The sequence below is a fragment of the Streptomyces gobitricini genome (assembly GCF_039532985.1).
Lineage (GTDB): Bacteria > Actinomycetota > Actinomycetes > Streptomycetales > Streptomycetaceae > Streptomyces > Streptomyces gobitricini.
On record NZ_BAAASR010000021.1, the window covers coordinates 202,240 to 227,268 of the forward strand.

Consider the following 25,029-nt stretch of genomic DNA (forward strand, 5'->3'; position numbering starts at 1 on the left):
GGGTTCGGGGCGGGGGGCGGGGCGGGGCGGGGCGGGGCGGGGGTGCAGGTCGGGGGCCCGGCGGGCGGGTGCGGGCCGGGCCTGAGTGCCGGTCGGGGGCCGGGCCCGACGGGGCCGGGGCGGGACCCGACGGGCCCGGCACCGGCCCCGTCGCGGTCAGGCGCCGAAGGCCTTGGACTTGCCCTTCACGGGCTTGGCACCGGCCAGCAGGTGCGGGGGGACCAGGTCACGGGCGGGCTCGCTGTAGCCGACCGAGACGATCCGGTCGCCGTGGTACGTGAAGGTGGTCAGGGACGCCAGCGTGCACTGCCGGCGGCGCGGGTCGTGCCACAGCCGCCGCCGCTCCACGAAGCTCCGGACGATCCAGATCGGCAGCTGGTGGCTGACACAGACCGCCTCGTGACCCCGCGCCGCGTCACGCGCCGCGTTCAGGGCCCCCATCATCCGTACGACCTGGTCGATGTACGGCTCGCCCCACGACGGCCGGAACGGGTTGGTCAGGTGCCGCCAGTTCGCGGGCCGGCGCAGCGCGCCGTCTCCCACCCCGAACGTCTTGCCCTCGAAGACGTTGCCCGCCTCGATCAGCCGCTCGTCGGTGGCGAGGTCCAGCCCGTGCGACTTGGCGATCGGCTGGGCGGTCTCCTGCGCGCGTTCCAGCGGAGAGGCCACCACGTGCGTGACGTCCCGGCCCGCCAGGTGCTCGGCGACGCGATCGGCCATCTGCCGGCCCAGCTCCGACAGGTGGTAGCCCGCCCGCCGCCCGTACAGGACGCCGTCGGGGTTGTGCACCTCGCCGTGGCGCATGAGGTGGACGACGGTGGTCTCGTCGCTGCCGGTGGTGCTCATGCCGTGGCCTCCGCGGCGGCACGCGCGGCGGCGGGCAGCGCGGCCGCGATCCGCTCCACCGCGCGCTCGTCGTGCGCCGTGGAGACGAACCACGACTCGAACGCGGACGGGGGCAGGTACACGCCCTGCGCCAGCATGGAGTGGAAGAACGCGGTGAAGCGGAACGCCTCCTGCTGCTTCGCGTCGTCGTAGTCCGCGACCTCGGCGTCGGTGAAGAAGACGGAGAACATGTTGCTCGCCGTCTGGAGGCGGTGGGCCACGCCCTCCTTGGCCAGCGCCCCGGTCACCAGCCCCTGGATCTCGCGCGAGACGGCGTTCACCTTCTCGTACGCCGCCTCGTCCAGCAGCCGCAGCTGGGCGAGGCCCGCGGCGGTGGCGACGGGGTTACCGGACAGGGTGCCCGCCTGGTAGACCGGGCCGGCCGGGGCGAGGTGCGCCATGACGTCGGCACGGCCACCGAACGCGGCGGCCGGGAAGCCACCGCCCATGACCTTGCCGAAGGTCATCAGGTCGGGCGTGACGCCGTCGACGCCGTACCAGCCGGCCTTCGACGTACGGAAGCCGGTCATGACCTCGTCGGAGATGTACAGCGCGCCGTTCTCGGCGCACAGGTCCCTCAGCCCCTGGTTGAACCCCTCGCGGGGCGGGACCACGCCCATGTTGCCGGGCGACGCCTCGGTGATCACGCAGGCGATCTCACCGGGCCGCGCGGCGAACGCCCGGCGCACGGCGTCGAGGTCGTTGTACGGCAGGACGATCGTGTCGCCCGCCTGCGCACCGGTGACGCCCGGTGTGTCCGGCAGGCCGAGCGTGGCGACCCCGGAGCCGGCGGCGGCCAGCAGCGCGTCCACGTGCCCGTGGTAGCAGCCGGCGAACTTCACGACCTTGGCGCGGCCGGTGAAGCCCCGGGCCAGCCGGATCGCGGACATGGTGGCCTCGGTGCCCGACGAGACCAGTCGCACCTGCTCGACCGGCGCGATCCGGGCCACGATCTCCTCGGCGAGCGCGACCTCGCCCTCACCGGGCGTGCCGAAGGAGGTGCCCCGGGAGACCGCGTCCTGGACCGCGGAGATCACCTCGGGGTGCGAGTGGCCGAGAATCATCGGCCCCCACGAGCAGACGAGATCGACGTACTCGCGCCCGTCCGCGTCCGTGAGGTACGGACCCGTACCGGACACCATGAACCGGGGCGTACCGCCCACGGCCCGGAAGGCACGTACGGGAGAGTTCACGCCGCCGGGCGTCACGAGGGACGCGCGGTCGAAAAGCGTCTGTGAGACTGGGGCTTCGTATGAATACGGCACGTTGGTCCTGACCTGCGAGAACGAGTTGACGGCAGCAATGCTCGGGCATGGCGGCCGGGGCGAGGGGAGTGGGCCCTCCTTGAACGGCCCGCCTGTCCGCGACGTTGTTTACGACGAGGCGCCGGACCTCCGGGTCTGCGAAACTGGGGCGTCATAGGGAATGCTCACGGAATCCATGGTGTCAGAGGCCCGGACGTTCTTGCGGACAGGTGTTTCACCGCACGTTCGTGGGGGAGGTCACTGTCACGATGATCGGGTTGCGCGGCGGGGGCTGTGTTGCCTAAAAAGCAGTCGGGTGGAGATATGCATCGCGGTGGCGGACTGGGCGAGGGGACCGACGACCTGGGTCCTGAGCGTGCCCGGCGGGGGAAGCACCGGCGCGAGCAGGACAGAGCCTCCCTGGGTCCGGTCGGGAGCGGAAGCGGGGGTGGCCGGGGCATGGGGGTGACCTACAAGTACTTCGGCGCGCCCAACGGCGCCACCGCCGCCCGCGTCCCGATCTCGATGCGGCCCGAGGAACTGGGCGGCGACGAGCTGGGCATGGGCGGCATGTTCACCAAGATCAAGCCGGAGACCATAGCCGCGATGGTGCTCACCGGCATCCAGGGAATGCCGCTGAACAAGGTGCCGCCCCTGGAGCTGGTGGTGCTGCACCCCGACTACGCGGTGGTCAAGCTGCCCACGACGGTGGTCGACCCGCTGCGGGGCGTGGGCGAGGAGTCGGTGGGCGCGGCGGCGTTCATATGGTCGACCGTCCCCGACCGCGGCGGACCGCGGGACGCGTTCAACGTGTACCAGCTGCTGCACGAGTGGCAGGACTTCTCGGTACGCCTGCACGAGGCGGGGCACCAGCCGTACTGCCTGGTGTGGCCCTGAGGCCCGTCCCGCCGCCACCCCGCCCGTCCCACCCCGCCCCGTCCGGTCCCGGGGCTGCGTCGGCTCGCCCCGCGCCCTGAGCGCACGCCGAAGGGCTGTCGGAGGCCCGCCCTAGAGTTCCGGTATGGGACGTGACGTGTCACCGGTGCGGATCGAGGCGTGGTCGGAGCGGGACCTCGGCCTGCTCCGGGCGGTCAACGCGCCGGAGCTGATGGAGCACCTGGGAGGTCCGGAGCCCGAGGAGCAGCTGGTCAAGCGCCACCAGCGGTACGTCGACCTGAGCGGGGACCGGACGGGCGCGGGGCGGATGTTCCGGATCGTCCTGGAGCCGGAGGAGGTGCCGGTGGGGGTGATCGGCTTCTGGGAGCAGACCTGGGACGGCGTACGGGTGTACGAGACCGGCTGGACGGTGCTGGGCGGCTTCCAGGGGCGGGGCGTGGCGACGGCGGCGGCGGCCGCCGTGGCGGCCGGGGCCCGTGCGGCCCGCAAGCACCGGTATCTGCACGCCTTCCCGTCCGTGGACAACGCCGCGTCGAACGCGGTGTGCCGGAAGGGGGGTTTCGAGCTGCTGGGCGAGCGCGACTTCGAGTACCCGCCGGGACGTCTGCTGCGTACCAACGACTGGCGGCTGGACCTGGAAGCCGGCCACTGACGGACGGCGGCGGCCGGCGCCGGGGCGGGCGGTGCCGGGGCGGGCGGGGGCCCGGAAATGTCCTGGCTGGTCCGGCGCGCCCAGTGGCATGCTGACCACGTGAACGGACCGGAGATCCACATCAGCTTCGCGCCCGGCCTGGGGCTGTTCGTCGCCGCCCGGCACCGTGCCGGAGGCTCCGTCGTGGCCACCGACGGGGTGTCCACCCTCGGCCATGTCGTCGAGTCGCTCGGCGTACCTCTCACGGAGGCGGGCCGGTTGCTGGTCGACGGCCGGCCGGTGACGCCCGCGCACATCCCGGCGGCCGGCGAGCACGTCCGGGTGCTGGGCGTCGAGCGGCCGCAGCCGGTGCCGGGGGCGCCGCTCCGGTTCCTGCTCGACGTCCATCTCGGCACCCTGGCCCGCCGGCTGCGGTTGCTCGGCGTGGACGCGGCGTACGAGAGCGAGGACATCGGCGACGCGGCGCTGGCCAGGCGCTCGGCGGAGGAGCGGCGCGTGATGCTCTCGCGCGACCGGGGACTGCTGCGGCGCCGGGAGCTGTGGGCCGGGGCGTACGTCTACAGCGACCGGCCGGACGACCAGTTGCGGGACGTTCTGGAGCGGTTCGCCCCGCCGCTCGCCCCGTGGAAACGCTGCACGGCCTGCAACGGCCCGCTCACGGACGCCGACAAGGACGCGGTGCGCGAACAACTGGAACAGGGCACGCAGCGGACGTACGACGTCTTCGCACGGTGCACGGAGTGCGGCCGGGTGTACTGGCGCGGTGCGCACCACGCCCGCCTGGAGGCGATCGTCGAGGACGCCCTGCGCGAGTTCGGCGGCGCGGCCGCCTAGCCGGGGACGCCTCCGCGCGGAGGCCCCCGATCCGCGCGGCGCCGACCGCGACGGGCGGGGGGCCGACCGCGACAGGGCGCGGCGCCGGCCGCGACGGGCGGGGCGCTCACGCGGACGCATCCGGCGCGCTCTGCGTCGGTCGACGGGCCGGGTCGCGGACCGGGCGGTGAGTCCGGCCGGCTCGGCCGCAGGGCCGGCGGCGGCCGAGGGTGGCCGGTGAGGACCTGCTCCTACCGGGCGGCCGGATGGCGGCGGGTCCCGCCGGACAGGGCGGCCACCAGCCGCTTCCCGTGCGCCGTGCGCCGTGCGCCGTGCGCCGTGCGGGGAGCGTACGGGCGGGCCGGGGGTCTACGGCTCCTCCGCGGTCAGATACCGCTGCACGGTCGGCGCGAGCCAGGCGACCACCTCCTCGCGCGACATCTCGACGGCCGGCGGCAGCCGCAGCACGTACCGGGCCAGCGCCATGCCGAGTATCTGCGAGGCGGCGAGGGCCGCCCGGCGCGGGGCGTCGGCCGGGTCGGGGCAGACCCCGGCCGCGATGGGGCCGAGCTGCGCCCGGAAGACGCTCCGCATCCGCTCGGCGCCCGCTTCGTTGGTGACGCCGACCCGCAGCATGCCGGTCAGCACGTCGTCCTGCTCCCAGCGGTCGAGGAAGTGCGACACCAGAACGGCGCCCATGTGCGTGGCGGGCAGCGCCCCGAGGTCGGGCAGGCGCAGGTCGATCTCGGAGGCGGCGGCGAACAGCCCCTCCTTGTTGCCGTAGTACCGCATCACCATCGACGGGTCGATGCCCGCGTCGCGAGCGATGGAGCGGATGGTGGCGCGCTCGTACCCCTCGGCGGCGAACCGCTCCCGGGCGGCCTCGAGGATGGCGGCGCGGGTGGCGTCCGAGCGGCGGGGCACTGTCATGCCAACAAGTGTAGGCCAACAGGCGTTGACACACCAGCGCCGACCGGGCTACCGTTGCCAACAAGCGTTGACCAACAGATGTTGACCTGGCGCCGCGGCCATGCGCTCGGCACCGAGGAGGCAGCCATGAACGGCACGGCCGGCACGGAGACCGACGTCATCGTCGTGGGCGCGGGGCCCACGGGACTACTGCTCGCCGGAGACCTCGCCTCCGCGGGCCTGAGGGTGACGGTCGTCGAGCGGCGACCGCACGGGATCAGCAACATGACGCGGGCGTTCGGCGTGCATGCCCGCACTCTCGAACTGCTCGACGCCCGGTCCCTCGCCGACGAGCTCGTGCGGACGGGCGCTCCCGTCACCCGGCTGCGGCTCTTCGGCAGGCTGACGCTCGACCTGTCGCGGCTGCGCTCCCGGTTCCCCTTCGTGCTCATCACCCCGCAGTACGAGGTCGAGCGCCTGCTGGAGCGCCGCGCCACCGCCGCGGGCGTGGACTTCCGGTACGGCACGGAGCTGCGCGCCCTGCGCCAGGACGCCGACGCGGTGATCGCCGACGTCACGGCGGCGGACGGCACGGACGCCGCGCTGCGGGCCCGCTACCTCGTCGGCGCCGACGGCCACCGCAGCGCCGTGCGCCGCGAGCTGGCCCTGCCGTTCCCCGGCCGCTCGGTCATCCGCTCGATCGTGCTCGCCGACGTCCGCCTGGCCGAGGAGCCCGAAGAGCTGGTCACGGTCGGCGGCACCGGCGACACCTTCGCCTTCATCGCCCCGTTCGGCGACGGCTGGTACCGGGTCATGGGCTGGAACCGGCACCGTCAGGTGGCCGACAGCGAGCCGGTCGGCCTCGACGAGGTGCGCGAGATCGCCCGCCTCGGCCTCGGCTCGGACTTCGGGATGCGCGACGCCCGGTGGATCTCCCGCTTCCACAGCGACGAGCGCCAGGTCCCCGCCTACCGGACCGGCCGCGTCTTCCTCGCCGGGGACGCGGCGCACGTCCACTCCCCGGCCGGCGGCCAGGGCCTGAACACCGGCCTCCAGGACGCGGCCAACCTCTCCTGGAAGCTCGCCTCCGTACTGCGCGGGGAGGCGCACGACCCCGAGGCGCTGCTCGACAGCTACCACTCCGAGCGGCACCCCGTCGGCGCGACGGTGCTGCGCAGCAGCGGCGCCCTGATCCGCCTCGCCATGGCCCGTGGCCCCCTCCAGCGGGCCGCCCGCGCCCTCGGCGCAGGCTTCCTCGACACGGTCCGGCCGGCGGCCACGAAGGCGATGGGCCAGATCACCGGCATCGGCATCGCCTACGGCGCGGGGCGCGGCGCTCACCGCCTCACCGGGCGACGCGCCCCGGACCTGCGCCTCGCCGAAGGACGGCTCTACGAGCTGCTCCGCCGGGGGGAGTTCGTCCTCGTCGCCCCGCCGGGCGCCGCCCCTCAGGGGCCCCACACCCCCGTTCCGGGCCGCGTCATACGGGCGAGCTGGGCGAACCGCGCCCGCCACGACACCCTTCTGGTCCGCCCCGACGGCTACATCGCCTGGGCCACGGACTGAGCCCGGTCCGTGCCCGTCGCCGATGAGGACCGCCTGCCGGTGACATCGCTCCGGGCACACCGGGGCCCCGGCTTACCGCGCCCGGCGCCCGTCGGCCCACGCCGGGCGGCTCGGGGCGGGGTCCGTCGCGACAAGCGCTCGTCGAGCAGCCGCACCGCGCTGTTCGCCGCCGCCGGCGGGCGGGGGCGAGGGGCGGGTGAGGCCTTCCGGCTCCGGACGGCCCTCCGATCCCGGACGGCCCTCCGATCCCGGGCGGACGGGGGGCCTCCGCCCGGGACCGGGCGCCGGAAAGCCTTCCGCAGGGCAGGGCGGCCGGATCGTCTGCGGGCGTCCTGGTCCCGGTGGGGAGCGCGGACCTCAGAAGGCGTAGGGGTCACCGGTGGCGAGGACCAGCACCCGGTGGTCGTTGTCGGCCGGTTCCGGGTCGGCCGCCCCGCCGTTCCACGCGGTGGCCACCCGCATCGTCAGCTCCTGCGTCACACCGGCGGTCCGCAGGCTCAGCGCCGTCTCACGCAGCGCGCCGTCCGCCCGCAGCGGCCCCGTGGAGCACAGCACCTCCCGGTCACCGCCCCACACGCAGCCGCCCGGCAGCCCGTGTCCCGCGGCCAGCGGCGCCGAGAACGCCAGCCGGACGGTCGTGTCCTCGAGCGCCGACGGCCCCCGGTTCCCGCTCAGCAGCACCACGTCGAGCCGCCCGTCCCAGTAAGTGACGTGGCCGTGGTGCGACACGTCCGCCTCCGGGGCCACCGTTCCCGCGGCGCCACCGCCCGCGCCCCCCACCACCGCCGCCACGGCGACGGCCATCACCAGCAAACCCCTGCACATGGCAAACATGACCAGAACATACCGATATGGCCAGATCTGATTCGTCTCCCCCGCCGCTCGGACGGGATCTTCATGGCCCATATGCTGGCCGCGTACCGGCCGTTCGCCCACCCGCGCGAGGAGTACCGCCATGACCGCCGCCGCCACCCCCGCCGGCCCCCGGGACCTCCCCGGTCGGCCCGTCGCCGTCGTCACCGGGGCGAGCAGCGGAATCGGCGCCGCCACGGCACGGCGGCTCGCCGCGGCCGGCCACCATGTCGTCCTCACCGCCCGCCGCAAGGACCGCGTCGAGACCCTCGCCGCCGAACTCACCGCCGCCGGCCATGAGGCCACGGCGTACGCCCTCGACGTCACCGACCGTGCGGCCGTCGACGCCTTCGCCGGGAGCCTCGACCGCTTCCCCTCCGTCGACGTACTCGTCAACAACGCGGGCGGCGCCCTCGGCGCGGACCCCGTCGCCTCCGGCGACCCCGCCGACTGGCGCCAGATGTACGAGGTCAACGTGATCGGGACGCTCCACATGACCCAGGCCCTGCTCCCCGCCCTCACCGCGAGCGGCGCGGGCACGGTGGTGGTCGTCTCCTCCACCGCCGGCCATGCCACCTACGAGGGCGGCGGGGGTTATGTCGCCGCCAAGAACGGCGCCCGCGTCCTCGCCGAGACGCTCCGCCTCGAAATCGTCGGCACCCCGGTCCGCGTCATCGAGATCGCCCCCGGCATGGTCAAGACCGAGGAGTTCGCGACCACCCGCTTCCGCGGCGATGCCGAGAAGGCCGCCAAGGTCTACGCGGGCGTCCCCGACCCCCTCAGCGCCGACGACGTCGCCGACACCATCACCTGGGCGGTCACCCGTCCCGCCCACGTCAACATCGACCTGCTGGTCGTCCGCCCCCGCGCCCAGGCCTCCAACAGCAAGGTCCACCGGGAGGTGTGAGCCCGCGGCACGGTGGAGGGCCCCGGCGCCGGCCCGCCGGGTCCCTCCGCCTCCGGGGCGCCGCCCCTCATGCCCGTACTCAGCCCTTCACGCACACCACCTGCTTGAGCTTCGCCACCACCCGCACCAGGTCGCGCTGCTGGTCGATGACCTTCTCGATCGGCTTGTACGCGCCCGGGATCTCGTCCACGACACCGGAGTCCTTGCGGCACTCCACACCCCGCGTCTGGTCCTCCAGGTCCCGCGCCGTGAACCGCCGCTTGGCGGCGCTGCGGCTCATCTTCCGGCCGGCGCCGTGCGAGGCCGAGTTGAAGGACGCCTCGTTGCCGAGGCCCTTGACGATGTACGAACCGGTTCCCATCGAGCCCGGGATGATGCCGAAGTCACCTGATCCGGCACGGATCGCGCCCTTCCGCGTGACCAGCAGGTCCATCCCGTCGTACCGCTCCTCCGCCACGTAGTTGTGGTGGCAGGAGATGACACGGTCGAAGGCCACCCTGGCCTTCTTGAACTCCTTGCGGACCACGTCCTGGAAGAGCGCCATCATGATCGCGCGGTTGTACCGGGCGTACTCCTGCGCCCAGAACAGGTCGTTGCGGTACGCCGCCATCTGCGGGGTGTCCGCGACGAAGACGGCGAGATCACGGTCGACCAGCCCCTGGTTGTGCGGCAGCTTCCGCGCCTCGCCGATGTGGTGCTCGGCCAGCTCCTTGCCGATGTTCCGGGATCCGGAGTGCAGCATCAGCCAGACCGATCCCGACTCGTCGAGACAGAACTCGATGAAGTGGTTCCCGCCTCCGAGCGACCCCATCTGCTTCACCGCCCGGTCCCGGCGGAACCTGACCGCGTCGGCCACCCCTTCGAACCGCGACCAGAAGTCGTCCCAGCCCGCCGTCGGGAAGCCGTGCAGCCGGCCGGGGTCGACCATCTCGTCGTGCATGCCGCGACCGACCGGAATGGCCTGCTCGATCTTCGAACGCAGCCGCGAGAGGTCGCCGGGCAGGTCGTTCGCCGTCAGCGACGTCTTCACCGCCGACATGCCACAGCCGATGTCCACCCCGACAGCCGCCGGGCAGACCGCCCCGTGCATCGCGATCACGGAGCCGACCGTCGCGCCCTTGCCGTAGTGCACGTCGGGCATGACGGCCAGGCCCTTGATCCACGGCAGGGTGGCGACGTTCTGCAACTGCCGCATCGCCCCGTCCTCCACCGTCGCGGGATCGGTCCACATCCGGATCGGCACATTCGCCCCCGGCATCTCTACGTACGACATAACCCCTCAATTCCCCCGATAAGCAAGAAAGCGCAAAACCGGCGCCAAGGCCCGCGAAACAGACAGCGGACCGGCATCGACGGCGGCGCGTGCGATACACATTGTGTCCATCGGCCGACGACGAGCGGCAACCTGTTTTCCTCGGGAAGAGCCGACAGCCGGCACCGGCCGTACCGGCCGGCACCAGAGCGAAAGGAGCCCGGGACCGTGCAGCGAAGGGCGTACGTACCCGGTGTGGCCGCACTCCTCGCGGCGCTCACCGCCGGCGTCACCGGCCTCACCGGCTGCAGCGCCGGCTCCGGGCCGGACGGCGCCACCACCGACTCCAAGGCCGGGGGCCCCGCGGGCACCGCCGTCCAGCCGGGCAAGTACCGCACGCTCCTCGAGCCCTGCGGCTCCGTCCTGCGCTCCACCCTCAAGGACCTGCTCCCCGGCGCCGCGCAGTTGCCCGAGCAGCAGCGCGAGGAGGTCTACCGCGGCACCGCCGCCGTCACGTACGACACCGACCGCCGAGCCGGCTGCAGTTGGAAGACCGACGGCCCCGACGCCTCCCACCAGCTGACCGTCGACTTCGAGCGCGTCGTCTCCTACGACCCCACCGTCAGCGACGACGACCGCGCCCAGCAGGTGTACACGGACAAGGAAGCCGCCGCCGACCTCCCCGCGCCCGCCGCGCCCGACGCACCCGACGCGCCCGCCCCGACCGCCACGGCCTCCGCCGGCAAGGCGCCTATGTCCCCGCCCCCGGCCGGCCCCGCCACCGGGGCGACCACCACCGGGGCCCCCGCGTCCGCCACCGGGGCGAGCACCCCCACGCCCGGCGCCACCGGCAGCGTCGCACCCGAGGGCCTGGAACCGCGCGTACTGGCCGACCTCGCCGACGCCGCGTTCCTCGACGACGTCCTCACCCGCGCCGGCTCGACCGCGCAGCACCGCACCGTGAGCGTGGTGTTCCGCACATCGAACGTCATCGTGACCATCCGGTACGGCGAACAGCCCGCCCGCGTCACCGACGTACCCGACAGCAAGGAACTCCAGGAAAAGGCCCAGGGTCTGGCCCGGAACCTCGCCGAGAGGTTCGAGGAGTAGCCACCCCCCGGCGGGCCCCCGGGCCCGGTGGCGACCGCCCGTCCGTCGCCGGGGGGCACCCCCGCGGACGTATCGACTCGGGCTACCGTGTCGGGACCGTAGACCGTAGGACCGCCGGACCGTACGACAAGCGACTGAAGGAACCATGCACCGATCAGCCCCGCGACTCACCCGCATACTCGCCTGCGCAGCCGTACCGGTGATGCTCGTCGTCGCCGGCTGCTCGTCGGACTCCGACAGCAAGGGCGGCAAGAGCGACGACGCGACCGCGCAGTCGCCGTCCGCCGCCTCCTCACCGCAGGCGCCCGTGAAGCCCACCCCGACCGTCGCTCCCGCGAAGTACACCAAGCTCCCCGACGCCTGCAAGGCGATCACCGCGGAGACCGTCGAGGACCTGGTGCCGGAGGTGAAGAACGAGAAGGGCACGCCCGGCAAGTCCAGCGACACCGACAGCCGCGGCAGTTGCGCGTGGAACGGCCTGGACGACAACGGCGTCAAGGGCTCGCAGTACCGCTGGCTCGACGTCTCCCTCCTGCGGTACGAGTCCGACCCCTCGCTCGGCAGCGGCGAGCAGCGCGCCCGGGGCAACTACGACAAGGAGGTCGCCAAGGTGAAGGCGACCGAGGGCGCCACCAGCATCAAGACCTCGGGTGCCGGGGGCGTCGGCGACGAGGCGACGGCCGTCAGCTACGGCCTCAAGAAGACCGACGAGGACTTCAAGTACGCGGCGATCGTGACCCGTACGGAGAACGTGCTGATCACCGTCTCCTACAACGGCGCGGGCTACGCGGGCGCCAAGACCCCGACCCCGTCCGACCTGATGGACGACGCGGTCAAGGCCGCCAAGGAAGCGGTGGCCGCGGTCGCGGCGGCCAACAAGTAGCCGTTCCCCGACCGTTTGCGGAGTCCGGGCCTCCCCCGCGATCCGGGCTCCGCACACGTGTGCCAGGCTTTGCCCGCTCGGATTCGTCAACGTGAGGGGGCCGCGGGTGGCCGCGATGCAGCTGACACGCACGCACCGCATACTCATCGGCGTCGTCATCGCCGGTGCGGTGATCATCGCCGCCATCGGTTTCGCCGGCTCCTACGCGGCGGTGCGCGAGCTCGCCGAGGAGAAAGGATTCGGCGACTTCTCGCTCGTCTTCCCCATCGGCATCGACGCCGGCATCTGTGTCCTGCTCGCCCTGGACCTGCTGCTGACCTGGCTGCGCATCCCCTTCCCCCTGCTGCGCCAGACGGCATGGCTGCTGACCGCCGCCACGATCGCCTTCAACGGCGCGGCCTCCTGGCCCGACCCCCTCGGCGTGGGCATGCACGCCGTGATCCCGGTCCTGTTCGTGGTCGCGGTGGAGGCGGCACGGCACGCGATCGGCCGGATCGCCGACATCACGGCCGACAAGCACATGGAGGGTGTACGGCTCACCCGGTGGCTGCTCTCCCCCGTCCCCACCTTCCGGCTCTGGCGCCGGATGAAGCTGTGGGAGCTGCGCTCCTACGAGCAGGTCATCAAGCTCGAACAGGACCGGCTGATCTACCAGGCGCGCCTCCAGGCCCGCTTCGGCCGGGCCTGGCGCCGCAAGGCACCGGTGGAGGCGCTGATGCCGCTGCGGCTGGCCAAGTACGGCGTGCCGCTCGCCGAGACGGCCCCGGCGGGCCTGGCCGCGGCGGGCATCGACCCGGTCCTGCTGCCGCCGAACCCCGCCCAGCAGGCGAAGGCCACGCCCGAGCTGCCCCAGCCCGTGCCCCAGTCCTTGCCGCAGTCCCAGGCCCAGCCCCACACCCGGCGCCGGACCCCCGACGAGCACGACCCGCTGCAGGCACAGGAGCACCCGCGGCTCCAGCCGGACGACCCGGACCCGGAGCCGCAGCCGAAACAGCAGCCCCACCAGCCCGAACCGGAACGTCAGGCCCAGCCGGAACAGCATCCCCACCAGGCCCAACAGGACCAGCAACCCCAGCCGGACCAGCAGCTCCAGCCCGAACTCCCCATCCCCGCCAACCACGTGAGCCCCTGGTTCACCGCCCCTCAGCTGCCACAGGACACCCACACGCACGAACGGGCCTACGCCCCCACCTACGCCGAGGGCCCGGTGCACGTCGTCCCGCCCGGCACCGGCGGCCCCGGCCCCGGCGAGCAGCCGCTGTCCGCGGAGCCGGCCGGCCCGGCCGACCCCGCCGACCCGGACGCCGAGGAGTTCGGCCGCCTCGCGTACCCGGTGTTCAAGCAGTACGTCGACGAGTACAACGACTGGCCGAGCGTGGAGGTCCTCGACATCCACCTCGCCGACGCCCACGGCATCCGCCACCCGCTCAGCGCCGTCCTGCTGCGCCGCCTGCTGCCCGAGTTCAAGAACAGCTACCAGGCACAGCTGGCCGCCGACCACATCGCGTGACGACGGCCGCCGGCCTCACCGCTTCGCGCGGAGCTTCGCCGTCTCCCCGTACACGGCGAGGGCGGCTCCGAGGACCGCGATCACGGCGTACCCCGCCGTAGGGATCTCCCACCACTGGTGCAGCAGACCCCAGGGCCCGTCCCCGAAGGTCCGTCCCGCCACGCCGAGCGCGCCCTGGATGCCGGTGACCCAACCGATGATCGCCACGATCTCCCTCATGGCTCCACGGTCCCGCGCCCGGCGCCCGGAGTCGTCCTGCTCCGGACCGAGACCGGGGTCGTCCGAAGGATGCAGAGAAGCATCCGGAGAACGCCCGGAGGGCTCCCCCCTCCTGGGAAGAGCCCTCCGTCCGTCACACGGCACGCACTACGCGCCGAGCAGCTTGCGCACCCGGTCGGCACCGACCGCCAGCAGCAGGGTGGGCAGCCGCGGCCCGGTGTCCCGGCCCACGAGCAACCGGTACAGCAGCGCGAAGAAGGTGCGCTGGGCGACCTTCAGCTCCGGCGTCGGCCTGGCCTCCGGGTCGAGGCCGGCCATCACCTTCGGCACGCCGTAGACCAGCGTGGTGAGCCCGTCCAGCGACCAGTGGCTGTCCAGTCCCTCCAGCAGCAGGCGCAGCGACTCGCGCCCCTCGTCGTCCAGGGAGCCGAGCAGCTCGGTGTCGGGCTTGGAGCGGACGATGGTGCGCTGGTCGGCCGGGACCTGGGTGGAGATCCAGCTCTCGGCGCGGTCCAGTCGCGGCCGGGCCTCGTCGAGCGAGGAGAGCGGGTTCGCCGGGTCCAGCTCGCTCAGGATCCGCAGCGTCTGCTCGTCGTGCCCCGCGGTGATGTCGACCACCGAGGCGAGCGTCCGGTACGGCAGCGGGCGCGGGGTACGCGGCAGCTCACCGGCGGCCGTGCGCACCGCGCGGGAGTGGGCGGCGGCGTCGGCGGGCAGGACGCTGCCGTCGGCGACCTTCGCCTCCAGCTTGTCCCACTCGTCGTACAGCCGCTGGATCTCCTGGTCGAAGGCGATCTTGAAGGCCTGGTTGGGCCTGCGGCGCGCGTACAGCCAGCGCAGCAGCGGAGCCTCCATGATCTGCAGCGCGTCGGCCGGGGTCGGCACGCCGCCCTTGGAGGACGACATCTTCGCCATGCCGGAGATGCCCACGAACGCGTACATGGGACCGATCGGCTGGACGCCGTCGAACACCTCGCGCACGATCTGCCCGCCCACCACGAACGACGAACCGGGCGAGGAGTGGTCGACGCCGCTGGGCTCGAAGATCACGCCCTCGTACGCCCAGCGCATCGGCCAGTCGACCTTCCAGACCAGCTTGCCGCGGTTGAACTCGCCGAGCTTCACCGTCTCGGAGAAACCGCAGGCGCAGGTGTAGGCCATCTCCGTCGACCCGTCGTCGTAGGAGGTGACGGTGGTCAGGTCCTTGCCGCACTGCCCGCAGTACGGCTTGTACGGGAAGTAGCCCCCGGCGCCGCCGGAGCCGTCGTCCTCGCCGGCCGCGCCGGAGCCCTCGGCGGCCTCCAGCTCGGCCTCGTCGACCGGCTTCTGCTGCTGCTTCTTCGGCTTGCCGGTCGCCTTGTCCTTCGTCCGGTACCGGTCGAGGATCGCGTCGATCGCCCCGCGGTGCCGCATCGCGTGCAGGATCTGCTCGCGGTACGCGCCGGACGTGTACTGCTCGGTCTGGCTGATGCCGTCGTACTCGACGCCCAGCTCGGCCAGCGACTCGATCATCCCGGCCTTGAAGTGCTCCGCCCAGTTCGGGTGCGAGGAGCCGGCCGGGGCGGGGACCGAGGTCAGCGGCTTGCCGATGTGCTCGCCCCACGACTCGTCAACACCCGGGATGCCGACCGGCACCTTGCGGTAGCGGTCGTAGTCGTCCCAGGAGATCAGGTGACGGACCTCGTACCCCCGGCGCCGGATCTCGTCGGCGACCAGGTGCGGGGTCATGACCTCACGGAGGTTGCCCAGGTGGATGGGGCCCGAGGGCGACAGGCCGGAGGCGACCACGACCGGTTTCCCAGGCGCACGTCGCTCCGATTCGGCGATGACCTCGTCCGCGAAACGGGAGACCCAGTCGGTCTCGGTGCTGCTCTGAGCCACGATCGGCACGTCCTTGATTCCTTGGGATTCTCGAAGGCTGGCGTAAGACATTCTCCCAGACGGAACAACGTCCCCCGAGGTTGTCCACAGGCCGGGCGAAGCCACGACAAAGAGCTTGCTGACCCATGGGACACTTGACAACCGGAATAGGCATTCACCACCTCGACAGGAACGGAAGCTCATGGCCTCGGTCCCTTCCCTCGCTTCGACCGTGCAGCAGCGCCTCGCGGACGCCCTCTCGGCAGCCCTGCCGGAGGCCGGCTCCGCCGACCCGCTGCTGCGACGAAGCGACCGGGCCGACTTCCAGGCCAACGGCATCCTGGCGCTGGCCAAGAAGCTCAAGGGCAACCCGCGCGAGCTGGCGGCCAAGGTCGTCGAGGCGATCGGCGCCGACGACGTGCTGAAGGACATCGAGGTCTCCGGCCCCGGCTTCCTCAACGTCACGATCAGCGACAAGGCGATCGTCGAGACCCTCGCCGCCCGCGCCGCCGACGACCGCCTCGGCGTTCCGTACGCCGCCAACGCCGGCACGACGGTCATCGACTACGCCCAGCCCAACGTGGCGAAGGAGATGCACGTCGGGCACCTCCGCTCCGCCGTCATCGGCGACGCCATGGTCAAGATCATGGAGTTCGCGGGCGAGAAGGTGATCCGCCGCCACCACATCGGCGACTGGGGCACCCAGTTCGGCATGCTCATCCAGTACCTGATCGAGCACCCGCACGAGCTGGACCACGAGGACGCGGACGTCTCCGGCGAGGAGGCGATGTCCAACCTCAACCGCCTCTACAAGGCGGCCCGCGCCCTGTTCGACTCCGACGAGGAGTTCAAGGCCCGCTCGCGCGACCGCGTGGTGGCCCTCCAGTCCGGCGACGAGGAGACCCTCGCGCTCTGGCAGCGGTTCGTCGACGAGTCGAAGATCTACTTCTACTCGGTCTTCAACAAGCTCGACATGGACATCGACGACCCCGACGTGGTCGGCGAGTCCGGATACAACGACATGCTCGACGAGACGTGCCGCCTGCTGGAGGAGTCCGGCGTCGCGGTCCGCTCCGAGGGCGCCCTGTGCGTGTTCTTCGACGACGTGAAGGGCCCGGACGGCAACCCGGTCCCGCTGATCGTCAGGAAGTCCAACGGCGGCTACGGCTACGCGGCCACCGACCTGTCGGCCATCCGCGACCGCGTCCAGAAGCTGGGCGCCGACACGTTGGTGTACGTCGTGGACGCCCGCCAGTCGCTGCACTTCAAGATGGTCTTCGAGACCGCCCGCCGCGCGGGCTGGCTGAACGACCGGGTCCACGCCGTCCAGCTCGCCTTCGGCACGGTCCTCGGCAAGGACGGCAAGCCCTTCAAGACCCGTGAGGGCGAGACGGTCCGGCTGGTCGACCTGCTGGACGAGGCGATCGACCGGGCGGCCGCCGTGGTCCGCGAGAAGGCCCAGGACCTGACGGAGGACGAGATCGCCGAGCGCGCCGCCCAGGTCGGCATCGGCGCCATCAAGTACGCGGACCTGTCCACGTCCGCGTCCCGGGACTACAAGTTCGACCTGGACCAGATGGTGTCGCTCAACGGCGACACGTCCGTCTACCTCCAGTACGCGTACGCCCGTATCAAGTCGATCATCCGCAAGGCGGGCGACACCCGGCCCGCCGCCCACCCGGAGCTGGCCCTGGCGCCGGCCGAGCGCGCCCTGGGCCTGCACCTCGACCAGTTCGCGGAGGTGCTGACCGAGGTCGCCTCCTCGTACGAACCGCACAAGCTGGCCGCCTACCTGTACCAGTTGGCGTCCCACTACACGACGTTCTACTCGGAGTGCCCGGTCCTCAAGGCGGACACCCCGGAACAGGTCGAGAACCGCCTCTTCCTGTGCGAACTCACCGCGCGCACCCTGCACAAGGGCATGGCGCTGCTCGGCATCCGCACCCCCGAGCGCCTCTGACCCGGGCCGCACCCGGTCGCCGCACCGCACGGGTGCGGCGACCGGAACAGCCCGGCGCTCAGCCCCCGTCCGGCACGTGCGGGATCCACCCGCTGCCGCCGAGGGGGTAGTCGTAGGCCGGCCGGCCGGCGACGGCGCTCGTGGCGAACGGCCGCCCGTGGTCGTCGACCCGCAGCGTCCCGTGCCGGCCCCCGCTGCTCCACTCCAGCTCCAGGTACCAGCGCACGGCGTGCCCGGCCGTGTGCGCGGTGACCCGCAGCATCTGCGGATCGCTCGCGGACACCTTGTACGGGAAGTCGACCGCCGGGATCTCCCGGTCGCCCTGCCGCCCCGCGACCGGTACGGTGCGCGGCCGCGCCGCGTCCAGGTTGACGTCGAAACTCCGTGGCGTCATCTCGCCACCGCACCCCACGCCCATCGTGTACGCGTTCCACGCCAGCGGCGGGTCCTTCGCCACCACCCGTACGCGCAGCGCGTGGAGCACCACCGTCTCCTCGCCGGTGCCCTGCACCGCGAGGTCCATCATCATGTCGCCGCCGGGCGCCCCGCCCAGCGCGGTCACCCAGCCCCGCGCCTCCTGCTCCGACGGCGGCGGCGGCACCCGCTCGGGCGGCCGGTCCACCACGTACACCTGACTGCACGGGTCCCGCCAGACGTACGGGCGTACGTCCACGGTCAGCGGTACGCCTCCGCCGCGCCGGCCGGGTGGGGCCCCCTCGGGCGGCGCGGCCCCGGACGGCGCGGCGGAGGGCGGAGCGGGCGCCCCGGCGGTCGCGGCAGGCTCGCCGGGCGGGGCGGACGGTAACGGTGCCGCGGGGGTGGACGTACCGGGGCTCGGTCCCGGGCGCGGGGAGCCGGACGGGCCCGCGGCACCGGACGCCGCGGCACGCTCGGCCGGGCGCGCCGCGGCGTCGGGGCTCTGCGGGCGGCCGGCGTTCAGGGTCACGGCGAGCGCGGTGGAGCCGATCAGCACGACGACGGCAGCCGCGGCGGCGACGAGCCTGCCCCGCAGCCGCGAACGGTTCGCACCGGGTGCCTCGGGATGCCCGGGTGCGAGCACGGCCACGGGGCGGTCACCGGGCTCCTCGGCCCGCCGCTCCCCCGGACCGCCCCCGTCCGCCGAACCCTCCAGACCGACCGGGTCGGCCCCGTCCGCCGAACCAGCCCCGTCCGCCCGACCAGCCCCGTCCGCCGGACCGGCCCCGTCCCCCTCCACCGAACCCGCCTTCCCGGCCGCCGCCGGCTCGGCCCGTACGGAACCCACCCGGCCCGGTCGCCGCTCCACGGGCGAGGCCTCCGGCACGGTGGCGCGTCCGCGCCGGCGGGCGTCGTCGGCGACGATCCAGCACCGGTGCAGCGCCACCATCTCCTCCCGCGACGCCCGGCAGATCCGCGCGAGCCGGTCCACAGGGGCGAACTCCGTCGGCACGGCGTCCCCGTTGCAGTACCGGTGCAGCGTCGAGGTGCTCATGTGCGCCCGCTTGGCGAGCGCGCCGTAACTGAGCCCGGAGCGCTCCTTGAGCCCGCGCAGCGCCTCCGCGAAGCCTTCCGTCCCGGTCCCCATCCAGCCGTCCCTCCACCGAACCGTCCCAGGAAGGCGTTCCAGGGACCCAACGAACCGGCAGGCCAGAGCTGTTCCGGCATTCCAGCGTTCCTCATTGTCCCGTGCCGATTGCCCGTGGATCACGCCGCCCGGCACGGTGTGTCCGGCACCACCGGAGAGGGGAAAGCCGATGCGGCCCCGCCGCCTCCACCTCATCGACGCCTGCGCCGTCGCCGTGCTGATCGCCTGCGCGGCGGTCGTCATCGCACTGATCCACCGTCAATGACCGCACATCCACGGGGAGAACGAACCACCATGGGCACCTTCCGCACCCGCACCACCACCGTCGCCGTGACCGCCCTCCTGGCCGCGCTGTCGCTCACCGCCTGCCAGAACGACGACACCTCCGGCGCAGCCGGCCCCTCCGCCCCCGCCTCGGCCGCGCTGGCGGCCGCGACCCCCGACCGCGCGACCAGCGGTACGACCGGCCGGCCGGCCACGCACGACCCCGGCTCCGCGACCGGCGGCACGACGGGCAGCACCGACTCCACCTCGACGCCCACCCGCAGCCCCGCCAAGAGCACCCCGGCGGCCCCGTCCGACGACGTCCCCGTCACCGAGCCCTGCGGAGCCCACGTCAAGGTCACCCACACCCCCGTGACCCGCCCCCTGAACCACGCCCTGCTCACCCTGACCAACACCGGCTCCCAGGCCTGCAACGCCTACCACGCGCCGCTGCTCCGCTTCGACGACGGGCAGGCGGCCACGCCCGTCGACGACAGCAGCAGGCCGCAGGCCGTGGTCACCCTCTCGCCCGGTGAGTCGGCCTACGCCTCCGTCACGCTGTCCGCCGCCGACGGAAGCGGCAGCGACGGGCGCACGGCCCGCAAGCTCGCGGTGCACTTCGCCCCGCGCAGCGGCGAGGGCTCGACGGACGCCGCCCCGGCCGTGATCGCACTGCCGGCCGGCACGTACACCGACACGTCGGCGACCGTCACCCACTGGCAGAGCTCCATGGACGACGCCCTCACGCACTGAACCCGCCCCACGCGACGCGGGCCACGCGACCCGGGCCACGGGCGCCGGGCCACGCGACCCCGGCCACGTGCGCCGGCGCGCGGCAGGACCTCGCGGCGCCCAATACTCACCATGAGGTAAGTACCTGACCAAATAGTGGGTACTTGCCGACAGTTCAGCGGCGGACGAGGATCAGGACATCCCACCGGACAGCCCTTCCAGGAGCACACTCATGTCCACGTCCTCCCCTCCCTCGTCCGCCGCCCCCGTCTCCGTGCTGGGCCTCGGCATGATGGGCACCGCCCTCGCCACCGCGCTCCTCGACGCCGGACACCCGGTCACCGTCTGGAACCGCACACCCGCCAAGGCGGGGCCGCTCGTCGCCCGGGGCGCCCTCCCGGCCGGGACACCCGCCGACGCGGTCGCCGCGAACCCCCTCGTCGTCCTGTGCCTCCTCGGCAACACCCACGTCCAGGAGGTCTTCGACACCCTCGGCGACGCGGTCGCCGGCCGGACCGTCGTCAACCTCACCAACGGCACCCCGGCCCAGGCCCGCGAACTGGCCGCGTGGGCTTCCGAACACGGCGCCCACTACATCGACGGCGGCATCATGGCCGTACCCCAGATGATCGCCGGACCGCACGCGTACGTCGTCTACAGCGGCGACGAGCAGGCCTTCCGGACCCACCGGCCCACCCTCGCCGCCTTCGGCGGCACCAAGTGGACCGGTACGGACCCCGGCCTCGCCGCCGTCCACGACCTCGCCCTGCTCACCGGCATGTACGGCATGGTCATCGGCGTCCTCCAGGCCTTCGCCCTCGTCCGTACGGAGAACATCCCGGCCACCGGCTTCGCCGAGCCGCTCGTCGCCTGGATCCAGGCCATGCTCACCGGCGTCCCCGAGTGGGCCGGGGCCGTCGACTCCGGTGAGCACCTCACCGACGTCTCCAGCATCGCCGTCAACCAGTCCGCCTTCCCCAACTTCCTCACCGCCTACCGCGACCAGGGCATCAGCGGCGAACTCTTCGAGCCGTTCCAGGCGCTCCTCGACCGGGCCATGGCCGAGGGCCACGCCTCCGACGGCCTCTCCCGCCTCGCGGACCTGCTCCGCGCAAACTGAGCCACCTGTGCCCCGCCTGCCCCCATGCGCCCCCGCCGCGCCCACCGCCGGGGGCGCCGGGCAGGACAGGATGCCTGCGGCGAACCCGGCCGGCAGGAGGAACTGATGAAGGGCATGACCAGCTTCGGCGACATCTACGACCGCCCCGACCCGCGCGCGTACTTCACCCGCCTGGCGCCGCTGTCGTACGAGATCCCCCACCACGCCCAGGCGGTCTTCCGCCGCACCGTCGCCGAACGCGCGGAGGCCGACCCCACCGTCCTCGACCTGTGCTGCTCGTACGGCATCAACGCCGCCCTGCTCAACCACGACCTGACCCTCGCCGACCTCTACGCCCACTACACCGGCCCCGAGGCGGCGAACCTGACGACCGCCGAACTCATCGAGCGGGACAAGGAGTTCTACGCTGCCAGGCGCCGCCCCGACGCGGTGCGCGTCATCGGTCTCGACATCGCCCGCAACGCCTTGGACTACGCCCGGGCCGTCGGTCTCCTCGACGCCGTCCACCCCGACAACCTCGAAGAGCACACGCCCTCCCCGGCGCTGAGCGCCGCGATGGCCGACGTCGGCCTCATCACCCTCACCGGCGGCAGCTCCTTCCTCAGCCGCCGCACCTTCGCCGCGCTGCTGGAATGCGCCCGCCGCCCGGTCGGGGTCAGCGCGTTCGTCCTGCGCACCGTGCCCTACGCGCCCATCGCCTCCTGTCTGGCGGGCTTCGGCCTCACCACCCGCTCGGACCCGGAACGCACCTACCCGCAAAGGGCCTTCACGGGCGCACAGGAGCGTCGCGCCACCGTCTCCGCCGTACGTCTCGCGGGCCTGGACCCCACCGGCCGTGAGGCGGACGGCCGTCTTCACGCCGTCCTGTACGAGTCGCGTCCCTGAGTCCCTGAGCGTTGTCAGTGGCGGCACCTAAGGTCGTTCCATGGTCATCAACCCGAACGCGCTGGGCCTGGACCTGCCACCCGGCACCCCGCGCGTCCAGCCGTCGCTCTGGTACGCGGACGAGCCCGCCACGCCCGGCACCTGGGCCCGCCTCCTCCCCGCCCGGGAAGCCACCGGGATGCTGCCGGTGCTGCTCACCGAGACCCAGTACTTCCACCCGAGCCAGGTGGCCGACCCCGACGACCACGACCCGGCCACGACGCTGTCCGACCTGTGGCGGCTCGTCCAGGAGGAGGACGACGGGACCCCGCCCGATCCGTGGCCGGGCCTCGCCCCGCCCGCCGAGGGCGGCATCGACCCCGACGACGCCGCCGCCCGCACGGCGGCCGAACTCGCCGGGAACGAGGACTGGTTGAAGGGCGCTCGTGGGGCCCTGGTCCCGGCCCGCCGCAGCGCCGACATCCCGGCGGTCCTCGGCTGGGGCGGCGCCGCCGACCACGCCGACGCCGTCCAGCTCTCCACCGTCCTGCGCTCCTGGGAGGACCGGTTCGGCATACGGGTCGTCGGCCTCGGCCCCGACCTCCTCACCGTCTCCGTCGCGGCCCCGCCCCGCACCCCGGAGGACGCCCTCGCGGTGGCGGCCGAGCACTGCGCCTTCTGCCCCGACACCGTCTGGGACGGCTACGAAACGCTCCGCGCCTACGCCGCCGAGGAGGTGCTCGACCGTCAGGACTGGACGTTCTGGTGGGACTGACCCGCCCGTGGTGTCATCCGGGCCCGCCGGCGAGGCCGCCGGGACCGCCCGGCCGGGGCGCCGGCGGTGCGGGCCTCTAGCCCCGGCCGAGCCGCTGGGCGACCTCGGTCGCCCAGTAGGTGAGGATCATCTGAGCGCCCGCCCGCTTGATGCCGGTCAGGGACTCCAGGATCGCCTTGTCGCGCTCGATCCAGCCCCTCTCCGCGGCGGCCTCGATCATCGCGTACTCACCGCTGATCTGGTACGCCGCGACCGGCACGTCCACCGCGTCCGCGACCTTCGCCAGCACGTCCAGGTAGGGCCCGGCGGGCTTGACCATCACCATGTCGGCGCCCTCCTCCAGGTCCAGCGCCAGCTCCCGCATCGACTCGCGCGTGTTGGCCGCGTCCTGCTGGTACGTCTTGCGGTCGCCCCTCAACGACGACCCGACCGCCTCACGGAACGGCCCGTAGAACGCGGAGGCGTACTTCGCCGTGTAGGCGAGCACCGCCACGTCCTCCTTGCCGATGGTGTCCAGGGCGTCCCGGATCACCCCGACCTGCCCGTCCATCATCCCGCTGGGCCCCACCACGTGGACGCCCGCGTCCGCCTGGACCTGCGCCATCTCGGCGTACCGCTCCAGGGTCGCGTCATTGTCGACGCGCCCCTCCTGGTCCAGCACACCGCAGTGCCCGTGATCGGTGTACTCGTCGAGACACAGATCGGACATCACCACGAGATCGTCCCCGACCTCGGCCCGCACGTCACGGATGGCGACCTGCAGAATCCCGTCCGGATCGGTACCCGCGGTCCCGGCGGCGTCCTTCTTCGCGTCCTCCGGCACACCGAAGAGCATGATCCCGGACACCCCGGCCTCGGCCGCCTCCACGGCCGCCTTCCGCAGCGTGTCCCGGCTGTGCTGCACGACGCCCGGCATCGCCGAGATCGGCACCGGCTCGCTCACGCCCTCCCGCACGAACGCGGGCAGGATCAGGTCGGCCGGGTGGAGCCGCGTCTCCGCGACCATCCGCCGCATCACGGGGGTCGTCCGCAGCCGCCGCGGCCGCGCACCGGGGAAGGATCCGTACGAAGTCATACGCCCACGCTACGCCCGCGCCGCACGTGCCTTTGCCGACGCCGAGTCGGTGCGCCACCGCGCTCCGCCGCCCCGGGGCCTTCGCCCGGGCAGGCCCCTCGTGCGCCCCGCCGCACCCCCGCCCCCGCGCACGCCGCCCGCACCACCGCGCGGGCCCCCACCGGCCGGGGCCGCCGCCGGATACCGTGTCCCGGCCGCGACCACAGCGCCGTCGGGAGAGACAGACCGTGCGCAGCGCGGCCGTGACGGCCGCCGGGGTGGCGGCGGTCCCCGCCCGCGGCCACCACCTCATGCTGGACAGCCCCGGGGCGTTCGCCCGGGACGTGGCGGAGGCGCTGCCCGCGTGAGGCGGTTGTCGGTGCGGGTGGTTAGCCTGGCGCGGGTGACGCAGACGCCCGACAACGACCGCGGTCTTCCGCCCGCCCTCGCCGACATGGCCCGCGTGGGCTTCGACTACGACGGGGGCGACGGCGTCGACTTCGAGCCGTACGACGCCTTCGACTCCGCCGAGGAGACCACCGACTGGTTCCGCCACTGGACGGGCAACCACGACCTGGACGGTGACGCCTACCGCGTCTTCGGCCAGGACGGCTCCGGCGGTCTCGCGGCCGTCTGGTACGGGCGGCCGGGGCGCCCCCTCGCCGAGCAGCCGGTGGTGTTCCTGGGCTCGGAGGGCGAGAGCGGCGTGGTCGCCGGGAACGTCTCCGACTTCCTGTGGGTGCTGGCCGACGGCGTCGGACCGCTGGAGTCCGTGCTGTACGGGGTCCCCGAGCCCCGTCCGAGCGCGCCCCGCACCGCGCTGACGGAGGTCGCCGAGCGGCATGCGACCACCCCGCGCCGCCCGGCCCGCGACATCATCGCCGAGGCTCGCGCGGAGTTCCCCACCTTCACCGAGGACATCGACACCCTGTGCCGCTGATGTCCCGCTGACGGCCTTCGGCCCTCAGGCCGCGCGGGCGCCGACGCCGACGCCGACCCGCCGAATCCCGCGAACACCGGCGCCGGTTGCGGTCACTCAGCCGGCCGGACGTCCAGCACGGCCCACACCGCGCCGGGCAGCGACCGCCCTGCGCCCAGGAGGGAACGCGAGCCGGCCGCACCAGACCCGCTCCGCCC

The 25,029-nt window shown here is 73.2% G+C and carries 23 protein-coding genes; 14 read left to right on the plus strand and 9 right to left on the minus strand.

Annotated elements, in window-relative coordinates; translation table 11 throughout:
- Positions 1-156: 156 nt before the first annotated feature.
- On the minus strand, positions 157-846 hold the full coding sequence (locus tag ABD347_RS20345) for a histidine phosphatase family protein (protein WP_344363336.1): 690 nt from the start codon (positions 844-846) through the stop codon (positions 157-159).
- Positions 843-2,150: a glutamate-1-semialdehyde 2,1-aminomutase gene (hemL, locus tag ABD347_RS20350; RefSeq protein ID WP_344363340.1), complete on the minus strand. Its 1,308-nt coding sequence runs from the start codon at positions 2,148-2,150 to the stop codon at positions 843-845. The genes ABD347_RS20345 and hemL overlap by 4 nt, the downstream gene beginning before the upstream one ends.
- A gap of 303 nt (positions 2,151-2,453) precedes the next feature.
- On the opposite strand from hemL, the gene ABD347_RS20355 reads away from it, so the two are divergent.
- The 3 genes from ABD347_RS20355 (at position 2,454) to ABD347_RS20365 (ending at position 4,512) form a co-directional block, all read left to right on the plus strand.
- A complete protein-coding gene (locus ABD347_RS20355; RefSeq protein ID WP_344363342.1) occupies positions 2,454-3,026 on the plus strand; it encodes a hypothetical protein in 573 nt (190 codons plus the stop codon).
- Positions 3,027-3,150: 124 nt separating this feature from the next.
- Entirely contained in the window at positions 3,151-3,678 is a 528-nt protein-coding gene (locus ABD347_RS20360) for a GNAT family N-acetyltransferase (protein WP_344363345.1), read from the plus strand.
- Positions 3,679-3,777: 99 nt separating this feature from the next.
- Complete coding sequence (locus tag ABD347_RS20365; RefSeq protein WP_344363347.1) at positions 3,778-4,512, plus strand: Mut7-C RNAse domain-containing protein; 735 nt, start codon at positions 3,778-3,780, stop codon at positions 4,510-4,512.
- Between the two features lie 348 nt (positions 4,513-4,860).
- Here ABD347_RS20365 and ABD347_RS20370 read toward each other — a convergent pair whose 3' ends face one another.
- Entirely contained in the window at positions 4,861-5,421 is a 561-nt protein-coding gene (locus tag ABD347_RS20370; protein WP_344363350.1) for a TetR/AcrR family transcriptional regulator, read from the minus strand.
- Between the two features lie 126 nt (positions 5,422-5,547).
- Here ABD347_RS20370 and ABD347_RS20375 point away from each other — a divergent pair, with 126 nt between their 5' ends.
- A complete protein-coding gene (locus ABD347_RS20375) occupies positions 5,548-6,966 on the plus strand; it encodes an FAD-dependent oxidoreductase (protein WP_344363353.1) in 1,419 nt (472 codons plus the stop codon).
- Positions 6,967-7,323: 357 nt separating this feature from the next.
- Here the strand turns inward: ABD347_RS20375 and ABD347_RS20380 are convergent, their stop codons facing one another.
- Positions 7,324-7,800, minus strand: a complete 477-nt coding sequence (locus ABD347_RS20380; RefSeq protein ID WP_344363355.1) for a hypothetical protein — start codon at positions 7,798-7,800, stop codon at positions 7,324-7,326.
- Positions 7,801-7,921: 121 nt separating this feature from the next.
- On the opposite strand from ABD347_RS20380, the gene ABD347_RS20385 reads away from it, so the two are divergent.
- The gene (locus tag ABD347_RS20385; RefSeq protein ID WP_344363358.1) at positions 7,922-8,725 is read left to right on the plus strand and encodes an SDR family NAD(P)-dependent oxidoreductase; all 804 of its coding nucleotides are present in this window, start codon (positions 7,922-7,924) and stop codon (positions 8,723-8,725) included.
- A gap of 79 nt (positions 8,726-8,804) precedes the next feature.
- Here the strand turns inward: ABD347_RS20385 and ABD347_RS20390 are convergent, their stop codons facing one another.
- Entirely contained in the window at positions 8,805-9,998 is a 1,194-nt protein-coding gene (locus ABD347_RS20390) for an RtcB family protein (RefSeq protein ID WP_344363360.1), read from the minus strand.
- Between the two features lie 207 nt (positions 9,999-10,205).
- Between ABD347_RS20390 and ABD347_RS20395 the strand changes: the two genes are divergently transcribed.
- From ABD347_RS20395 to ABD347_RS20405, 3 genes are all read left to right on the plus strand, one after another.
- Entirely contained in the window at positions 10,206-11,087 is an 882-nt protein-coding gene (locus ABD347_RS20395) for a DUF3558 domain-containing protein (RefSeq protein WP_344363362.1), read from the plus strand.
- 145 nt (positions 11,088-11,232) lie between these two features.
- Entirely contained in the window at positions 11,233-11,970 is a 738-nt protein-coding gene (locus tag ABD347_RS20400; RefSeq protein WP_344363364.1) for a DUF3558 family protein, read from the plus strand.
- Between the two features lie 115 nt (positions 11,971-12,085).
- On the plus strand, positions 12,086-13,480 hold the full coding sequence (locus tag ABD347_RS20405; protein WP_344363366.1) for a DUF2637 domain-containing protein: 1,395 nt from the start codon (positions 12,086-12,088) through the stop codon (positions 13,478-13,480).
- A gap of 15 nt (positions 13,481-13,495) precedes the next feature.
- Here ABD347_RS20405 and ABD347_RS20410 read toward each other — a convergent pair whose 3' ends face one another.
- On the minus strand, positions 13,496-13,699 hold the full coding sequence (locus ABD347_RS20410) for a hypothetical protein (protein WP_344363369.1): 204 nt from the start codon (positions 13,697-13,699) through the stop codon (positions 13,496-13,498).
- Positions 13,700-13,846: 147 nt separating this feature from the next.
- A complete protein-coding gene (gene lysS / locus ABD347_RS20415) occupies positions 13,847-15,589 on the minus strand; it encodes a lysine--tRNA ligase (protein ID WP_344363372.1) in 1,743 nt (580 codons plus the stop codon).
- A 172-nt stretch (positions 15,590-15,761) separates the two neighbouring features.
- On the opposite strand from lysS, the gene argS reads away from it, so the two are divergent.
- Positions 15,762-17,519 (plus strand): arginine--tRNA ligase, encoded by a 1,758-nt coding sequence (gene argS, locus ABD347_RS20420; RefSeq protein ID WP_344363374.1) that lies wholly within the window; start codon positions 15,762-15,764, stop codon positions 17,517-17,519.
- 58 nt (positions 17,520-17,577) lie between these two features.
- Here argS and ABD347_RS20425 read toward each other — a convergent pair whose 3' ends face one another.
- Positions 17,578-19,083 carry a helix-turn-helix domain-containing protein gene (locus ABD347_RS20425; RefSeq protein WP_344363376.1) on the minus strand — a complete coding sequence of 502 codons (1,506 nt, stop codon included), beginning with the start codon at positions 19,081-19,083 and terminating at the stop codon, positions 17,578-17,580.
- 294 nt (positions 19,084-19,377) lie between these two features.
- On the opposite strand from ABD347_RS20425, the gene ABD347_RS20430 reads away from it, so the two are divergent.
- The 4 genes from ABD347_RS20430 to ABD347_RS20445 all read left to right on the plus strand — a co-directional run bounded on the left by ABD347_RS20430 (position 19,378) and on the right by ABD347_RS20445 (position 22,838).
- On the plus strand, positions 19,378-20,100 hold the full coding sequence (locus ABD347_RS20430) for a DUF4232 domain-containing protein (RefSeq protein ID WP_344363379.1): 723 nt from the start codon (positions 19,378-19,380) through the stop codon (positions 20,098-20,100).
- Positions 20,101-20,311: 211 nt separating this feature from the next.
- A complete protein-coding gene (locus ABD347_RS20435) occupies positions 20,312-21,199 on the plus strand; it encodes an NAD(P)-dependent oxidoreductase (RefSeq protein WP_344363381.1) in 888 nt (295 codons plus the stop codon).
- Positions 21,200-21,304: 105 nt separating this feature from the next.
- The gene (locus tag ABD347_RS20440; RefSeq protein ID WP_344363383.1) at positions 21,305-22,084 is read left to right on the plus strand and encodes a hypothetical protein; all 780 of its coding nucleotides are present in this window, start codon (positions 21,305-21,307) and stop codon (positions 22,082-22,084) included.
- 40 nt (positions 22,085-22,124) lie between these two features.
- Positions 22,125-22,838, plus strand: a complete 714-nt coding sequence (locus tag ABD347_RS20445; protein WP_344363385.1) for a DUF4253 domain-containing protein — start codon at positions 22,125-22,127, stop codon at positions 22,836-22,838.
- Between the two features lie 76 nt (positions 22,839-22,914).
- Here the strand turns inward: ABD347_RS20445 and hemB are convergent, their stop codons facing one another.
- On the minus strand, positions 22,915-23,913 hold the full coding sequence (gene hemB, locus ABD347_RS20450) for a porphobilinogen synthase (protein WP_344363386.1): 999 nt from the start codon (positions 23,911-23,913) through the stop codon (positions 22,915-22,917).
- A gap of 433 nt (positions 23,914-24,346) precedes the next feature.
- Here hemB and ABD347_RS20455 point away from each other — a divergent pair, with 433 nt between their 5' ends.
- Positions 24,347-24,832, plus strand: a complete 486-nt coding sequence (locus tag ABD347_RS20455; protein ID WP_425575718.1) for an SMI1/KNR4 family protein — start codon at positions 24,347-24,349, stop codon at positions 24,830-24,832.
- Positions 24,833-25,029: the final 197 nt, after the last annotated feature.

Coding starts and splice junctions, on each gene's coding strand:
- ABD347_RS20345 (WP_344363336.1), bottom strand. CDS start 846: ATGAGCACCACCGGCAGCGACGAGACCACCGTCGTCCACCTCATGCGC.
- ABD347_RS20355 (WP_344363342.1), top strand. CDS start 2,454: ATGCATCGCGGTGGCGGACTGGGCGAGGGGACCGACGACCTGGGTCCT.
- ABD347_RS20360 (WP_344363345.1), top strand. CDS start 3,151: ATGGGACGTGACGTGTCACCGGTGCGGATCGAGGCGTGGTCGGAGCGG.
- ABD347_RS20370 (WP_344363350.1), bottom strand. CDS start 5,421: ATGACAGTGCCCCGCCGCTCGGACGCCACCCGCGCCGCCATCCTCGAG.
- ABD347_RS20375 (WP_344363353.1), top strand. CDS start 5,548: ATGAACGGCACGGCCGGCACGGAGACCGACGTCATCGTCGTGGGCGCG.
- ABD347_RS20380 (WP_344363355.1), bottom strand. CDS start 7,800: ATGTTTGCCATGTGCAGGGGTTTGCTGGTGATGGCCGTCGCCGTGGCG.
- ABD347_RS20385 (WP_344363358.1), top strand. CDS start 7,922: ATGACCGCCGCCGCCACCCCCGCCGGCCCCCGGGACCTCCCCGGTCGG.
- ABD347_RS20390 (WP_344363360.1), bottom strand. CDS start 9,998: ATGTCGTACGTAGAGATGCCGGGGGCGAATGTGCCGATCCGGATGTGG.
- ABD347_RS20400 (WP_344363364.1), top strand. CDS start 11,233: ATGCACCGATCAGCCCCGCGACTCACCCGCATACTCGCCTGCGCAGCC.
- ABD347_RS20405 (WP_344363366.1), top strand. CDS start 12,086: ATGCAGCTGACACGCACGCACCGCATACTCATCGGCGTCGTCATCGCC.
- ABD347_RS20410 (WP_344363369.1), bottom strand. CDS start 13,699: ATGAGGGAGATCGTGGCGATCATCGGTTGGGTCACCGGCATCCAGGGC.
- argS (WP_344363374.1), top strand. CDS start 15,762: ATGGCCTCGGTCCCTTCCCTCGCTTCGACCGTGCAGCAGCGCCTCGCG.
- ABD347_RS20425 (WP_344363376.1), bottom strand. CDS start 19,083: ATGGGGACCGGGACGGAAGGCTTCGCGGAGGCGCTGCGCGGGCTCAAG.
- ABD347_RS20430 (WP_344363379.1), top strand. CDS start 19,378: ATGGGCACCTTCCGCACCCGCACCACCACCGTCGCCGTGACCGCCCTC.
- ABD347_RS20435 (WP_344363381.1), top strand. CDS start 20,312: ATGTCCACGTCCTCCCCTCCCTCGTCCGCCGCCCCCGTCTCCGTGCTG.
- ABD347_RS20440 (WP_344363383.1), top strand. CDS start 21,305: ATGAAGGGCATGACCAGCTTCGGCGACATCTACGACCGCCCCGACCCG.
- ABD347_RS20445 (WP_344363385.1), top strand. CDS start 22,125: ATGGTCATCAACCCGAACGCGCTGGGCCTGGACCTGCCACCCGGCACC.
- hemB (WP_344363386.1), bottom strand. CDS start 23,913: ATGACTTCGTACGGATCCTTCCCCGGTGCGCGGCCGCGGCGGCTGCGG.
- ABD347_RS20455 (WP_425575718.1), top strand. CDS start 24,347: ATGGCCCGCGTGGGCTTCGACTACGACGGGGGCGACGGCGTCGACTTC.